Source organism: Pseudoduganella sp. jia 9 (genome assembly GCF_055502615.1).
This window is the reverse complement of the sequence record NZ_JBUPWE010000011.1, coordinates 106,951-120,598: the sequence shown is the minus strand read 5'-3', so window position 1 is coordinate 120,598 and position 13,648 is coordinate 106,951. Positions and strand designations below refer to the sequence as shown.

Here is a 13,648-nt window from a genome sequence, read left to right as displayed (position 1 = left end):
CACCCGGGCGTCAGCGGCGCATGATCTGCTCGGCCTGGTGCTGGCGGATTACCTTGACGATCCACGGCTTGCCGGCCCGTTCGGCGAACTCGGCGGCATCGCTGTCAAAGCCGCTGTCGCGCAGGCTGGCGTCGGCGCCTTCCCGCAGCAGGAGCTTGACGGCGTCTTCCTGGCCTTCGCGGGCGGCCAGCATCAGCGGCGTGACCCCGGTCGGCGATTCCGCATCGATGTAGGCGTGCTGTTCCAGCAGTACGCGCATGATGTCGAGGGCACCCGCCGCGGCGGCATAATGCAGCGCGGTCCAGCCGGGCCGGTTGACCTGGGCGCCCTTGGCGAGCAGCGCTTTCACGGCCGGCATATTGTTCTTGAACGCGGCCATCATCAGCGCGGTATTGCCGTTGCCGGCCTGGGCCTCGAGGTCGATCTTCGGCTGCGCCAGCAGCAATGCAAACACGTCCATCGCATCGTTGCGCAGCGCGACGATCATGCCCGTCTCGCCCCGCTCCGGCTCGCGCACGTTCGGATCGAGGCCGCGCGCCAGCAGGGGCTTGATGCGGCCGGCATCGTTGACTTGCGCGGCACGGAAGAAGTAGACGGCATCGGCGGCCTGCGCCGCGGCCGGCGCCGGGGAAAACGCCGACGCGACGGCCACCGTGGCGATGCCGAGCCGCAGTCCAATCCGGCTGCGCAGCCGGCCGATCCGGTTGCGCAGCCGCCTGGCGAGGTCTCGCAGGCCGGTCCGCATCAGGCGCTCGCGGCGGTGTTAGCGGCAGTATTCGCGGCAGTATTCGCGGCAGTAAACAGCCGGAAGAAGTTGGCGCTGGTTGCCGCCGCCACCTCCTCGACCGTGACGCCTTTCAGCTTCGCGATGAACTCGGCCACGTGGGCCACGTAGCCCGGCTCGTTCGTCCTGCCGCGGTACGGCACCGGCGCCAGGTAGGGCGAATCCGTTTCGATCAGCATCTGTTCCAGCGGCACTTCCAGCGCGACGGCCTGCAGCTCCTTCGCGCTCTTGAACGTTACGATGCCCGAGAATGAGATATAGAAGCCCATATCCATCGACGCCCTGGCCACTTCCAGCGATTCGGTGAAGCAGTGCATGACGCCGGCGACGCCGCCCTGGCCGGTGCCGGCCCCCTCCTCGCGCATGATGCGGATGGTGTCCTCGCTGGCCGAGCGCGTGTGGATGATCAGCGGCTTCTTCGACGCGCGCGAGGCGCGGATATGCGTGCGGAAACGCTCGCGCTGCCATTCGAGGTCGCCCTCGAGCCGGTAGTAATCGAGGCCCGTTTCGCCGATCGCGACGATTTTCGGATGCCGGGCCAGCTCGACGAGCTGCTCGACCGTGGGCTCGGGCGTGTCTTCGTAATCGGGATGGACCCCGACCGAGGCGTAGATATTCGGATACTGCTCGGCCAGCGCCAGCACGCGCGGAAAGTCCGGCAGGTCGACGGATACGCACAGCGCATGCGTCACCTTGTTTTCCGCCATTTTCGCGCGGATTTCCGGCATCCGGGCTGCCAGGTCCGGGAAGTCGATGTGGCAATGTGAATCGATGAACATGGGTCGATTGTAGCCGACGTCACGCGATTGCGCAGATCCCGCTGATCGGTAAAATAAATCTCCAGTGAAACGTTTCCCGAAAAATGGGGACGTACCCTGTTTTTCGGGCAACTTTGGGCAAGTTGGGGCAACTTCTATTCAGCGACGCGCTTGCCGAGGATGATCAAATCGCGTTCCACGCCGTCCAGGTTGGCGACGCGCGGGAAGTGCGCCCATTCCTCGAAGCCGAACTTGCGGAACAGCGCCAGGCTGGCGCCGTTGTGGCCGAAGATGAAGCCGAGCACGGTGTGCACGCTGATCTGCGGTGCGAAGGCGATCGCTTCGGTCAGCGCGTACTTGCCGATGCCCTTGCCGCGCCATGCCTCGTGGATATAGATTGACACCTCGGCCGTGCCGGAATACGCCGGGCGGCCGTAGAAATTCGAGTACGAGATCCAGCCGAGGATGTCGGGCTGGCTGGACGTATCGTCGGCGCGTTCGATCACCCACAGCGGGCGGCGCCCGGGCTGGTGTTCGTGGAACCAGTTCAGCCGCGATTCGACCGATACCGGTTCGGTGTCGGCGGTGACTTCGCGCGAGGCGATGGTGCTGTTGTAGATGGCGACGATGGTCGGCAGGTCGTCGAGGGTGGCGATACGGTGGCGGAAAGACATGTGGCGTAAGGAAGTGACGGGTGGCTTTTACAGTGTATGGGTGGCGCGGGAGGAACGCAGGGCGGCGCCGAGGATTTCCTCGATGCGCGCGCGGGTGCGCTGGCCCGCTTCGTCGTCCGGGAAATGGACGCCGATGCCCTGCGCCTTGTTATTGTTGGCCGCCGCCGGCGTGATCCACACGACCTTGCCGGCGATCGGGTACTTGTTCTGGTCGTCCATCAGCGACAGGATCAGGTAGATCTCGTCGCCGATGCGGTAGCCCCGCGTGGTGGGCACGAAGATGCCGCCATTCTTCAGGAACGGCATGTACGCCGCATACAGCGCCGCTTTTTCCTTGATTGCCAGCGACAGCACGGCCGGCCGTGTCAGCGGCCCGGCATTGCCGGAAGCGTTGGGATCGGGTGGGCGCGTACTCATCGTCGACCGTCCATCGTCAGCGGCAGCAGGACGTATAGTCGAGCAGCATGTCTTCGAGGAAGAGCTTGGGCGACAGCGGATGGTCGGACGTGGCGCGCCGTTCGGCCGTGCTCTTGATCGCCGCCAGCAGCCCGGACACCGGCACCCGGTCCGACAGGCCTTTCAGTTCGCGCTGGTAGCGGGGGTAATAGCGGATCCGGCCCGACAGCTTCAGCGAAAACAGGTCGTACAGCCAGCGCTGCTGCCAGGCCACCACGGACGTGAGCGGCACTTTCTGCATCTTGTCCGCCGTGCGCAGCGCGTTCTCGACGGAGGGATGGGCCAGGTATTGCAGCAGCGTGTCCATTTCCTCGCGGCTGCCGGTTTCCGCCTGGGCCAGCGCGGCCAGCGGCGCACCGCCCTGCTCGCTCAGCCAGCCGTCCGCTTCCGCCACGCCCTGCGATTGCAGCCACGCCAGCGCCTCGGGCTGCGGCGGCATGGTCAGCGCGAACTTGCGGCAACGCGACAGGATGGTCGGTAGCAGCCGGTCCAGGCTGTTCGACGACAGCAGGAACACGGTGCCCGGCGGCGGTTCTTCCAGCGTCTTCAGCAGCGCGTTCGAGGCCGGCATGTTCAGCGCCTCGGCCGGATACAGCACCACCACGCGCAAGCCTTGCCGGTGCGTGGAAATGTTCATGAAATCGGCCAGCGCGCGCACCTGCTCGATCTTGATCTCCTTCGACGGCGCCTTGGTCTTCTTCTTTTCCTCGCCCTCGTCGCCGTCACCGGCGCCATCCTCTTCGAAGGCTTCGGGCCGGATGCGGCGGAAATCGGGATGGCTTTGCTGGACGAACCAGCCGCACGAGGCACAGGCGTTGCACGGATGGCCATCGGCGCGCACATCCTCGCACAGCAGCGCCTGGGCGAAATGCTCGATGAAGTCGGCCTTGCCGATGCCGGCCGGGCCGTGGAACAGCACCGCGTGCGGCAGCCGCTGGCGCACGCCCTGCAGCGCCAGCCAGGCGTCGCGCTGCCATGGATAGATGGCGGACGTGGTTTCCATCATGGCTCCAGCGCGGCGACGATGGCCGCCAGCTGCACGCGGATCGCTTCGATCGGCTGGGTCGAGTCGATGACGCGGAAGCGCTCCGGCTCCTGCCCGGCGCGGCGCAGGTACTCGTTGCGCGCGGCCAGGAAGAAGTCGGCCTTCTCCTGCTCGAATTTGTCGAGATCGCGGGTGGCGTCGAGCCGGGCCCGCGCCACCTCGAGCGGCACGTCGAACAGGATGGTGAGATCGGGCCACAGTTCCGGGTGCACCCAGTTCGCCAGCGTGTCGAGCTTGGCCAGCTCCAGCCCGCGGCCGCCGCCCTGGTAGGCAAAGCTGGCGTCAGTGAAACGGTCGGAAATGACCCAGGCGCCGCGCGCCAGTGCCGGCTCGATTACCTGCGCAATGTGTTCGCGGCGGCTGGCAAAGACCAGCAGCGCTTCCGTTTCCAGGTGCATGGCTTCGTGCAGCACCAGTTCGCGCAGCTTTTCGCCGAGTGGCGTGCCGCCCGGTTCGCGCGAACTGACGAGTTCCGCGCCGCGCGCGCGGATCAGCTCGCCTACGTACTGGATGTGCGTGGACTTGCCCGCCCCGTCGATGCCCTCGAACGTGATGAACTTGCCGCGTGCTGCCGGGGTACTCCGGGTCATGGACTTGCCGCTCATGAAACTTCCACTCATTGCCTGCGCTGGTACTGGTTGACCGCCCTGTTGTGGTCGGTCAGGTTATCGGAAAAATGGCTGGTGCCGTTGCCGCGTGCTACAAAATACAATGCCGTCGTCTTTGCCGGCGCCAGCGCCGCGCCCAGCGACTGTACGCCGGGCAGCGCGATCGGCGTCGGCGGCAGGCCGTTGCGCGTGTAGGTATTGTACGGGGTGTCCGTTTCCAGGTCTTTCTTGCGGATGTTGCCGTCGAATTTCTCGCCCAGCCCGTAGATGACGGTGGGATCGGTCTGCAGCATCATGCCCAGCTTCAGCCGGTTGACGAACACGGCGGCGATCATCGCCCGCTCGGACTTCTGCCCGGTTTCCTTCTCGACGATCGATGCCATCGTCAGCGCCTGGTATTTATCCGTGTACGGCAGGTCGGCCGCGCGCTGTTCCCACGCTGTGTCGAGGTGCTGCAGCAGCGCCACGTGCGCCTGCTTGTAGATCTGCAGCTCGGACGAACCCTTGGCGAACAGGTAGGTGTCGGGGAAGAACAGGCCTTCCGGCTGCTTGTAGGTGGAACCCAGTTTTGCCATCAGCTCGCTGTCGGACAGGCCGACGGTGTCATGCTTGAGGCCCTTGTGGGCGGCGATCGCCTGGCGCATCTGGCGGAAGGTCCAGCCTTCGATGATCGTCAGCGATTCCTGCGCGAACTCGCCGCGTACCAGCTGCTCGATCAGGCGCTGCGGCGTGGTACCCGGTTTCAGCTCGTAGGATCCGGCTTTCAGCTTGCCGCTCTTGCCGGAAAAGCGTGCCAGCAGGTTGAACAGCAGCGGCTGGATCGGCACGCCCGCCTCGGCGATCTGCTGGCCGGCCGCGTGGGCGCCGCTGCCCTTGATGATCGTAAACGGGATGCTGTCTCCCTCGCCCACGATCGGCTGCTGCGACCACCAGGCGAAACCGCCGGCCGCCGCCGCCGCGACCAGTACGCCCAGTGCCAGCGTCTTCGTAATGAATGCCATGTGTATGGTGCCCGCGCGGGGCCGCGCGACCCGTTTTGGGGGTGGCCGGCGCGTTTGGCGCGGGATCTTTATAATGAGCCCGTAATAATAATGCCTACACAGGCAACTTTGTGGTCCTTCGTGGGTAATTACTAGCCAAAGTAATCAAATATATGAACAACTGGAATCAACTCCTCGCCCCGTCCGCCGATGCGCCCTCGCGGACCGCGCTCGCCGCCGGGTTCGTCGCGCCCGTCACCGACCTGGGCGTGATCGCCTTCACCGGCGACGATACGGCTTCGTTCCTGCATTCGCAGCTGACCAACGACGTCGAACACCTCGGCGCCGGGGAAGTGCGCCTGGCCGGCTACTGTTCGCCGAAGGGCCGCCTGCTGGCCAGCTTCCTCATGTGGAAGGATGAACAGTCGGTGTACCTGCAGCTGGCGCGCGAGATCCAGCCGGCCATCCAGAAACGGCTGCAGATGTTCGTGCTGCGGGCGAAAACCAAGGCGGCCGATGTGACGGAACAGCGCGTTGCGCTGGGCCTGGGCGGTGCCCTCGCGGAAGCCGTGCTGCAAACCTGGTTCGACGCCCTGCCCGCCGCGCCGTACACCAAGCTCGATCATCCGCTCGGCACGCTGCTGCGCGTGGCCGATGCCTTCGGCGCGCCGCGCTACCTGTGGCTGGCGACACCGGAAACGGTGACGACCGTCGCGGCCGAACTCGCCGACCGGCTGGTCGTCGGCGGCAACGCGGCATGGCGCCTGGCGGAGATCCACGCCGGCGTGCCGCTGATCACCGCCGCGACACAGGAACAGTTCGTGCCGCAGATGATCAACTTCGAGCTGCTGGGCGGCGTCAATTTCAAGAAGGGTTGCTACCCGGGACAGGAGATCGTCGCGCGCAGCCAGTACCTGGGCAAGCTGAAGCGCCGCACGGCGCTGGTGTCGATCGACGACGCCACCGTTGCGCCGGGTACGGAAGTGTTCGCGCCGGCCGATCCCGGCCAGCCCTGCGGCATGGTGGTCAATGCCGCGCCGAACGGCATCGGCGGTGTCGATGCGCTGGTCGAGATGAAGCTCGACGCGCTGGAAGCGGGCGACGTGCGCGCCTGTGCCGCGGACGGCCCCGCGCTGGCATTCCAGCCGCTGCCCTACGTACTGGACAAGCTGGAACTGTGATGAGGCCCTCTACCGAGAGCCTGGCCTCCATGGGCTCGTGTTCCATGAGCCCGTACTAATGGACCTTTACGTCTATTATCGCGTCCAGGCCCGCGACGCCGATTCGCTGCTGCCACGCGTGCGCGCGTTGCAGCAGGGCCTGGCGGCCGCCCACGGCGTGGTCCCGCAACTGAAACGTCGGCCGGACAGCCCGGACGGCGTGCAGACGTGGATGGAAGTCTACCCCGCCACCACGGCTGGTTTCACGGCAGCGCTGGCACAAGCCGTGTCCGCTGCCGGACTGGACACGCTGATCGCGGGTCCCCGACATACCGAAGCATTCATGGATATCCCCTCATGTGCCTGATCGTCTTTGCCTGGCGCGTGGTGCCCGGCGTGCCGCTGATCGCCGCCGCCAACCGCGACGAATACTATGACCGTGCCAGTGCCGCGGCCGCGCCGTGGGAAGAAAACCCGCAGGTGGTGGCGGGCCGCGACCTGAAGGCCGGCGGCAGCTGGATGGGCGTTACGCGGCCGGAGGAACCGGACTGCCGGTGGGCCGAGAACGTCTCGCCGCTGCGCGCCCGCTGCCAGGACGGCGGCATTGCGCCGGTCGACAGTGTCGGCAAGGCCCCGTCGCGCTTCGCGGCGATCACCAACATCCGCGCACCTCACGACTACGATCCGCACGCACCGTCGCGCGGCATGCTGGTGTCGAACTTCCTGTCGGCGACGATGAGCGCGCGCGACTATGTCGACCAGATACGGCCCGGTGCACAGGCCTACAACGGCTTCAACCTGGTGCTGTGCGACGGCGAGGAACTGGTGTGGTTCTCCAACCGCGGCGACGCGGATGCGCGCAATGGTCAGCCGCTGGGCCCCGGCGTCTACGGACTGTCCAACGCGCTGCTCGATGCGCCTTGGCCGAAGGTGGTCAAGACCAAGGCCCAGTTCGCCAGCTTGCTGTGCCTGGGCGCGCCCGAGGAAGCGTACTTCGAAATGCTGTCCGATACCGCCCGCGCCCCCGACCAGCGGCTGCCCGAGACCGGCGTTTCGCTGGAGCGGGAGCGGCAACTGTCCGCCGTGAAAATCGAGTCGCCCGACTACGGCACGCGCACCTCGACCGTGGTGAAGCTGTACGCCGAGGCCCCCGCCGTGCTGCACGAGCAGGTCTTCCGCTAAGCAAAACTGGGGACGTACCCCTGTTATCGAGCAAGATCAAAACTGGGGACGTCCCCCTGTTTTCGAGCAATATCACCGGCGCTGCGATACGCGCCTGCAGGAGTGGGTTATTTCCCACAAACACGGGTACGTCCCCGGTTTTGCCTGAAAACAGGGGTCCGTCCCCGGTTTTGCCGTGGTGGATCAGATGTCGGTGAACACCTGGTCGGCCGGCAGCCGCGACTTTGGCAGCTTCGCGTTGAAATCCTCGCCGCTGCTATAGCCCAGCGAGATGATCACGGTGCCCGTGAAGCCCTTGTCGCGCAGGCCGAGTTCCTGGTCCAGCACGTCGGCATTGAAGCCTTCCATCGGCGTGGCGCCCACGTCCAGCAGCGCGGCGGCCTGCAGCAGGCTGCCCAGCGCGATGTAGGTCTGCTTCTCGTACCAGAACGGCACGTCCTTCTGCGTGAAGCGGTGCAGGTTCGTGTACGACATGCGGCCGGCGTGCTGCGCCGACTTCGCGGCATCATTGACGAAGCGGCCATCCTTCGCTTCCTGCTCGAGCACGGCGGCCAACTGGGCTTCGTCCGGCGCTACCCTGGTGGCCAGCACGATCACGTGCGACGCGTCGCGGATCTTGGCCGCGTTGTACTGGAAGCCCGCCTCGGCGGCCCTGGCAATGCGCTCCTTGCCTTCCGGCGTGGCGGCGACGACGAAATGCCACGGCTGCGAGTTCACCGACGACGGCGCGAGGCGCAATACTTCGCGCAGCTGGTCGATGATCTCCGCCGGAACCTTGCGTTCGCGGTCATACGACTTCACGGTGTAGCGCTGGCGCGCCTTGGCAACGATGTCCATCTGTTTGATTCCCCTGCAAATTGATAAGTGAAAACGGGCGCCATGGTACCGCGCCGGGCCGGCTGGCGGCAACGCGGTACCGGCGGCTTGGAAGCCGGCGGCTTAGAAACCGGCGGCCTGGAAACCGGCCAGCACCAGCTTGCCGCGCGCCTTGCCGCTCTCGATGATCGCGTGGGCGCGGCGCAGGCTGGCGGCATCGATCTTGCCGATGCGTTCGCCGACGGTGGTCTTCAGCACGCCGCCGTCGACCAGGCCGGCCACGCGGTCGAGAATGTCGCGCTGGCGCGCCATGTCCGCCGTTTCGTACATCGAGCGGGTAAACATCAGTTCCCAGTGCAGCGAGATGCTCTTGCGCTTGAGCGGCATGGCGTCCAGCGTCTCAGGGTCATCGATCAGCGCGAACTGGCCCTGCGGGGCGAGGATGTCGACGATGTCGGCATAATGCTGTTCGGTATGCGTGAGGCTGACAACAATGTCCGCGTATTCGTAGCCGAGCTCCTGCAGCTGCGGCTTCATCGGCTGCGCATGGTCGATCACGTGGTGCGCGCCCAGCTCGCGTGCCCAGCCCGCGGTTTCCGGCCTGGAGGCGGTGCCGATCACCGTGAGGCCGGTCAGCTTGCGGGCCAGTTGCACGAGGATCGAACCGACGCCGCCCGAGGCGCCGATGACCAGCAACGTCCGCCCCGTGGCGCCCTGCTCCGGCACTTTCAGGCGATCGAACAGCAGTTCCCATGCGGTCAGCGATGTCAGCGGCAATGCGGCGGCATCGGCGAAGTCCAGCGAAGCCGGCTTGTGGCCGACGATGCGCTCGTCCACCAGGTGCAGTTCGCTGTACGAGCCGGGACGGGTCAGCGAACCGGCGTAATACACTTCGTCGCCCGGCCGGAAACCGGTCACCTCGCTGCCGACGGCTTCGACGACACCGGCCGCATCCCAGCCCAGTACGCGGGGCGCCGTGACTGCAGCGCCGCGGCGCACCTTGGTATCTACCGGGTTGACGGAAACCGCGTGCACGCGCACCAGCAGGTCGCGCGGGCCCGGCACCGGGTCGGGCAAGTCCATCTCGACCAGCGACTCCGGATGTTCGATCGGCAGGCCATGCCGGGTGTAGACCACTGCTTTCATTGTTGTTCTCCGATGGGGTTGAGTAGCGTATCTTATGACGCGACTGATAACTGAAGAACCCATATAATCGGTCAACACTTTCTCTATTCGAGTGAAAATCACCTGCCGATGACGATTCGTTTCGAAGACCTGTCCCTGTTTGTCCGCGCCGCCGCCTGCGGCAGCTTCACCAAGGCCGCGCGCGAAGCGAACCTGCTGCCGGGCCAGGTCAGCGCCGCCATCATGCGGCTCGAGCGCGATCTCGACACGCGCCTGTTCGCCCGCTCCACGCGCAGCCTGCGGCTGACCGGCGAAGGCGAGCGCTACCTGCCGTATGCCAAGGACGTGATCGGCCTGCTGCACAGCGGCCGCGAGGAACTGCACCGCAGCGACGACGTGCTGGCCGGGACGCTGCAGATCGCCGCACCGTCGGACTTCGGCCGCAACGTGCTGCTGCCATGGCTGACCGACTTCCGGCGCCGGCACCCGCAGCTGGAGCTGCGCGTGCAGTTTTCCGACCAGGTGACGGACGTGTTCCGCGATCCGGTCGATATCGCGCTGCGCTATGGCAGCGTGGCCGATGCCAGCTTCGTGGCGCTGCCCGTCGCGCCGGACAACCGGCGGGTTCTCGTGGCGGCGCCCGGCTACCTCGAGCAGTGCGGCACGCCGCAATCGCTGGACGAACTGCCGCGCCATTCCTGCCTGCTGTGGCATCTGCAGGGGCGCCTGTACGACAAGTGGGGCTTCCCGCTCGACAAGGGCCGGCGCACGGTGCACGTCCGGGGCCCGCTGGCCAGCGACGACGCCGACGTGGTGCGCCGCTGGGCCATTGCCGGCGAAGGCATCGCCTACCGGTCGTGGCTCGATGTCTGTGCCGACGTGCGCGCCGGGCGGCTGCGGATCGTGCTGCCGGAGCAGCCAGGCGAAGCGGCGCCGTTGCAGCTGATCTGCCCGCACCGGCGGCAGTTCTCGCCGGCAGTGCGGCAGTTGCACACGCTGCTGGCGGAACAATGCCGGGCGCTGGGCGGACCGCCCGCGTCAGGCGCCGGCTGAGCGCTTCCATGGCGGCAGGCGCGCGCGCCACAGCCGCCGCGGCGCTGCCTGGTAAGCGGCGCGCGCCGGGATCCTGATGCGTACCGCGGTGCCGCCGCCCGGCGCTGCCGTGACGGTAATGCGGCCGCCCAGGTGACGGACGCGCTCGCGCATGCCGACCAGGCCGAAATGCCCGGCGCGGCCCGATTGGGCCACCTTGCGGTCGATGCCCACGCCATCGTCGACGACCGCCGCTTCCAGCGCGCCTGGCAGGAAATGCAGCACGATGGCTATCCGGGTCGCCTGCGCGTGGCGCACGCTGTTGACGGCCGCCTCGCGCAACGCGCAGAAGATCTCGCCGGCGGCCTCGCCGCGCAATGCCCGCGCTTCGCCGCGCAGCTCGCAACGCAGCAGGTGATCCGAACCCGGCGCCAGCGTGGACACCGCGGCGCGCAGTTCGTCGAGCAGCTCGGCGGCGCGCGGCACCCGGCGCAGCGCCATGACTTCGTCACGCGTGCTGGCGATCAGGCGGTCGGCATCGGCCAGCGCGGTATCGAGCACGGCAGCCGATGGAGAATCCGGCGGCATCCGCATCACCTCCGCCTGGAAGCGCAAGACCAGGCCCTGCACCGCCTGCAGCAGCGTATCGTGCAGCGAGCGGGCGATGCGCTCGCGTTCTTCCAGGCGCGCAGTGGCGCGCTCCGTCGCGCGGCGCGCGGCCACGGCCAGCCGCCAGCGGTACAGCAGCCCCAGCATGAATAAGCCCGCCGCCGCGCCCAGCACGCGGAACCAGGCAGTCTGCCAGAATGCCGGTGCGATGTCGAAGACGATGGAAGCGCCGGCCGTGTTCCATACACCGTCCTCGTTGGCGGCGATGACCTGGAAGCGGTAATTGCCCGGTGCCAGGTTCGTGTAGCTGGCCGCGCGCTCGTGCTGCACGTCGCGCCAGTCCGGGTCGACGCCTTCCAGGCGGTAGCGCAGCCGGGCCCGCTCGGGGATCGACAGCGCCGTCGCGGTGAACGCCAGTTCCACCGTGCGGGTACCCTCGGGCAGTTGCAGCCCATCGGCCGCCGGATAGTCCCGGCCGCCGGCGCGCAGGGAGCGGATCAGGACGCCGGGCGCCCTGCCGTTGCGCGGCATCGCCAGCGGATCGAGCCAACCCGCCCCGGCCATCGTGGCATAGTAGATGCGCCCCTGCACCGCAGCGAGCGCCGGCAGCGGGCGGACCGGTGCCACCTGGCCGCGCAAGCCGTCCTCGAAGTTGAACAGTTCCCCTTCGACGGCCTGCCCCGGCTGCGCCCAGGCCCGCGCGAGGGCACGCGCATCCACGTGATGCAGGCCATCGAGCCCATGCAGCCAGAGCCCGCCGCGCTGGTCGACAGCCATGCCGGCCACGCCCAGCATGGGGCCGGTTCGCTGCAGCGCCAGCGGATGAACGCGCTCGCCGTCGAGCCAGAAGACGCCGCGCTCGCCGCCCGCGAGCAGCCGGCCGCGGTAGTCCGCCAGGCTGAGGACGTGGCCGGTGCCGAGGCCCTGCTGCGCCGTCACCAGCCGCACGCCATCCTGCGTCAGTTCGCCAAGGCGGCCGTCGGTGAAGCCGAGCCAGGTCTGGCCGCGCGCGGTTGTCAGCATGCTGATCGGGGTCGGATCGGCGATGCCGCGCGTGCGCGTGTCCTGCGTCCAACGGCCGTCCTCGAAGCGCCACAGGCCCTTCCGGATCAGCGACACCAGCAGGCGGCCCTGCCGGTCCACGGCCAGGGCCTGGACTTCCACGCCCCACTGGTCGGCACCGGGCAATGCGAAGCGCCGTCGCTTGCCGCCGTTGAATTCCCACAGCGCGTCGGTGGTGGCGACCCATACCCGCTCGGCGCTGGCCCGCAGTACGACGTTTGCGCCACGGAGCCCGGTAGCGCGGCGGCTGCCGTCTGCGGCGAGGCGCATCAGCGCGCCACCGCTGGGGCCGTACCAGACTTCGTCGCCCAGGCCCGGCATTGCCAGCCACGAGGTAGCGCCAGCACCGTCGGGCAGCCGGTGCAGGCGGTGCCGCCGGTAACGCTCGACGCCCGCCACCGTCGCCACCCACAGGTTGCCTTCACGGTCGACCAGGCTGGTGGTGGTGTAGCGCGCCATGCCCCCCGGGCGCTCGAATCGTTCGGCAGGCGCCAGCACGCCATCGGCGCCGGCTGCCAGGCGCACGAAACCATCGTCGCGCGACGTCCACAGCGTGCCGCCGGGACCGCCGACCAGCAGGTCGTCGTAGCGGCGCGGCTGGTCCAGTGTCAACGTCCGCGGCGGCGCGCCGGCGGCCAGCTCGACATAGGCCCGGCCCGGCAGCATGACGACCTCCCGGCCGCCGATGCTCGAGGTGCCCGCCATCGGCGCCCTGAACACCCGCTCGAAGCGCGCCGCGCCGCGCGCCATGGCGTAGTATGTGTAGTCGGACTGATAGGAGTAGTTGAAGACAGCCCAGACGGTATCGTCGCGGTCGACGCTGACGTACATCGGCGATTGCGCCGGTGAACCCGCACCCGGCGGCTCCCAGCGGCCGTCGCGCAGGCGCATCACGCCGCGGCTGGTGCCGGCATACAGCGTGCCGCGGCTGTCCCTGGCCAGCGCGGTCACCGAACCGCCCGGCAAGCCCTTTCCGGGCCGGTAGTGCGTGGCACCGCGCGGCGAAAACAGACTCATGCCGCCGAACATGTAGCCGACCGCCAGGCCATCCGGCGTCGCCTGCATGCAGGTGATGTTATCGGACGACAGCGCGGCGCCGTATACGCTGGCGGTGCGCGCGAAGCGCACCCCGTCGAAGGTGTACAGGCCGGCAGCCGTGGCAAACCACAACAGGCCGTCGCCGGTTTGCGCAATCGCCACCGCGGTTTGCGGCGCGCCTTCAGCCTGGGCCCAGCTGCGCCGTTCGTGGCTCCGACCGTCCGCCGTGGCCCCCGCCACGTGCCCCAACCACAGCCACAGCGATAACGTGGCCAGCGCGCCTTTCCAATTCATACAACCCGGCAAGAATTCAACTCGC

At 67.7% G+C, this 13,648-nt stretch carries 14 protein-coding genes; 4 read left to right on the top strand and 10 right to left on the bottom strand.

What is annotated here, in order from left to right:
- Positions 1-10: 10 nt before the first annotated feature.
- The 7 genes from ACY34H_RS15975 to mltG all read right to left on the bottom strand — a co-directional run bounded on the left by ACY34H_RS15975 (position 11) and on the right by mltG (position 5,326).
- A complete protein-coding gene (locus tag ACY34H_RS15975; protein WP_464978452.1) occupies positions 11-745 on the bottom strand; it encodes an ankyrin repeat domain-containing protein in 735 nt (244 codons plus the stop codon).
- Entirely contained in the window at positions 745-1,563 is an 819-nt protein-coding gene (locus tag ACY34H_RS15970; RefSeq protein ID WP_464978451.1) for a TatD family hydrolase, read from the bottom strand. The genes ACY34H_RS15975 and ACY34H_RS15970 overlap by 1 nt, the downstream gene beginning before the upstream one ends.
- A 134-nt stretch (positions 1,564-1,697) precedes the next feature.
- Positions 1,698-2,216: an N-acetyltransferase family protein gene (locus ACY34H_RS15965; RefSeq protein WP_464978450.1), complete on the bottom strand. Its 519-nt coding sequence runs from the start codon at positions 2,214-2,216 to the stop codon at positions 1,698-1,700.
- A 27-nt stretch (positions 2,217-2,243) separates the two neighbouring features.
- Positions 2,244-2,633, bottom strand: coding sequence for a PilZ domain-containing protein (locus tag ACY34H_RS15960; protein WP_464978449.1), 390 nt, complete (start codon positions 2,631-2,633; stop codon positions 2,244-2,246).
- A 16-nt stretch (positions 2,634-2,649) separates the two neighbouring features.
- Complete coding sequence (locus tag ACY34H_RS15955) at positions 2,650-3,675, bottom strand: DNA polymerase III subunit delta' (RefSeq protein ID WP_464978448.1); 1,026 nt, start codon at positions 3,673-3,675, stop codon at positions 2,650-2,652.
- A complete protein-coding gene (gene tmk / locus ACY34H_RS15950) occupies positions 3,675-4,322 on the bottom strand; it encodes a dTMP kinase (protein WP_464978447.1) in 648 nt (215 codons plus the stop codon). Before tmk ends, ACY34H_RS15955 begins: the two co-directional genes overlap by 1 nt.
- A gap of 11 nt (positions 4,323-4,333) precedes the next feature.
- Positions 4,334-5,326 (bottom strand): endolytic transglycosylase MltG, encoded by a 993-nt coding sequence (mltG, locus tag ACY34H_RS15945; protein ID WP_464978446.1) that lies wholly within the window; start codon positions 5,324-5,326, stop codon positions 4,334-4,336.
- Positions 5,327-5,478: 152 nt separating this feature from the next.
- On the opposite strand from mltG, the gene ygfZ reads away from it, so the two are divergent.
- From ygfZ to ACY34H_RS15930, 3 genes are read left to right on the top strand one after another with little or no spacing between them, the layout of a single operon-like run.
- A complete protein-coding gene (ygfZ, locus tag ACY34H_RS15940) occupies positions 5,479-6,486 on the top strand; it encodes a CAF17-like 4Fe-4S cluster assembly/insertion protein YgfZ (protein WP_464978445.1) in 1,008 nt (335 codons plus the stop codon).
- Positions 6,487-6,544: 58 nt separating this feature from the next.
- On the top strand, positions 6,545-6,832 hold the full coding sequence (locus ACY34H_RS15935; RefSeq protein ID WP_464978444.1) for a DUF4936 family protein: 288 nt from the start codon (positions 6,545-6,547) through the stop codon (positions 6,830-6,832).
- Positions 6,823-7,647 carry an NRDE family protein gene (locus ACY34H_RS15930; RefSeq protein WP_464978443.1) on the top strand — a complete coding sequence of 275 codons (825 nt, stop codon included), beginning with the start codon at positions 6,823-6,825 and terminating at the stop codon, positions 7,645-7,647. The genes ACY34H_RS15935 and ACY34H_RS15930 overlap by 10 nt, the downstream gene beginning before the upstream one ends.
- Positions 7,648-7,830: 183 nt before the next feature.
- Here the strand turns inward: ACY34H_RS15930 and nfsB are convergent, their stop codons facing one another.
- Complete coding sequence (gene nfsB / locus ACY34H_RS15925) at positions 7,831-8,484, bottom strand: oxygen-insensitive NAD(P)H nitroreductase (protein WP_464978442.1); 654 nt, start codon at positions 8,482-8,484, stop codon at positions 7,831-7,833.
- A 102-nt stretch (positions 8,485-8,586) separates the two neighbouring features.
- Positions 8,587-9,609 carry a zinc-binding alcohol dehydrogenase family protein gene (locus tag ACY34H_RS15920; RefSeq protein ID WP_464978441.1) on the bottom strand — a complete coding sequence of 341 codons (1,023 nt, stop codon included), beginning with the start codon at positions 9,607-9,609 and terminating at the stop codon, positions 8,587-8,589.
- A 108-nt stretch (positions 9,610-9,717) separates the two neighbouring features.
- Here ACY34H_RS15920 and ACY34H_RS15915 point away from each other — a divergent pair, with 108 nt between their 5' ends.
- A complete protein-coding gene (locus ACY34H_RS15915) occupies positions 9,718-10,641 on the top strand; it encodes a LysR family transcriptional regulator (RefSeq protein WP_464978440.1) in 924 nt (307 codons plus the stop codon).
- Here ACY34H_RS15915 and ACY34H_RS15910 read toward each other — a convergent pair.
- Positions 10,627-13,623: a sensor histidine kinase gene (locus tag ACY34H_RS15910; protein WP_464978439.1), complete on the bottom strand. Its 2,997-nt coding sequence runs from the start codon at positions 13,621-13,623 to the stop codon at positions 10,627-10,629. The two genes, ACY34H_RS15915 and ACY34H_RS15910, sit on opposite strands and share 15 nt — an antisense overlap.
- Positions 13,624-13,648 lie beyond the last annotated feature (25 nt).

Coding starts and splice junctions, on each gene's coding strand:
- ACY34H_RS15960 (WP_464978449.1), bottom strand. CDS start 2,633: ATGAGTACGCGCCCACCCGATCCCAACGCTTCCGGCAATGCCGGGCCG.
- mltG (WP_464978446.1), bottom strand. CDS start 5,326: ATGGCATTCATTACGAAGACGCTGGCACTGGGCGTACTGGTCGCGGCG.
- ACY34H_RS15920 (WP_464978441.1), bottom strand. CDS start 9,609: ATGAAAGCAGTGGTCTACACCCGGCATGGCCTGCCGATCGAACATCCG.
- ygfZ (WP_464978445.1), top strand. CDS start 5,479: ATGAACAACTGGAATCAACTCCTCGCCCCGTCCGCCGATGCGCCCTCG.
- ACY34H_RS15915 (WP_464978440.1), top strand. CDS start 9,718: ATGACGATTCGTTTCGAAGACCTGTCCCTGTTTGTCCGCGCCGCCGCC.
- ACY34H_RS15935 (WP_464978444.1), top strand. CDS start 6,545: ATGGACCTTTACGTCTATTATCGCGTCCAGGCCCGCGACGCCGATTCG.
- ACY34H_RS15975 (WP_464978452.1), bottom strand. CDS start 745: ATGCGGACCGGCCTGCGAGACCTCGCCAGGCGGCTGCGCAACCGGATC.
- ACY34H_RS15930 (WP_464978443.1), top strand. CDS start 6,823: ATGTGCCTGATCGTCTTTGCCTGGCGCGTGGTGCCCGGCGTGCCGCTG.
- tmk (WP_464978447.1), bottom strand. CDS start 4,322: ATGAGCGGCAAGTCCATGACCCGGAGTACCCCGGCAGCACGCGGCAAG.
- nfsB (WP_464978442.1), bottom strand. CDS start 8,484: ATGGACATCGTTGCCAAGGCGCGCCAGCGCTACACCGTGAAGTCGTAT.
- ACY34H_RS15955 (WP_464978448.1), bottom strand. CDS start 3,675: ATGGAAACCACGTCCGCCATCTATCCATGGCAGCGCGACGCCTGGCTG.
- ACY34H_RS15910 (WP_464978439.1), bottom strand. CDS start 13,623: ATGAATTGGAAAGGCGCGCTGGCCACGTTATCGCTGTGGCTGTGGTTG.
- ACY34H_RS15965 (WP_464978450.1), bottom strand. CDS start 2,216: ATGTCTTTCCGCCACCGTATCGCCACCCTCGACGACCTGCCGACCATC.
- ACY34H_RS15970 (WP_464978451.1), bottom strand. CDS start 1,563: ATGTTCATCGATTCACATTGCCACATCGACTTCCCGGACCTGGCAGCC.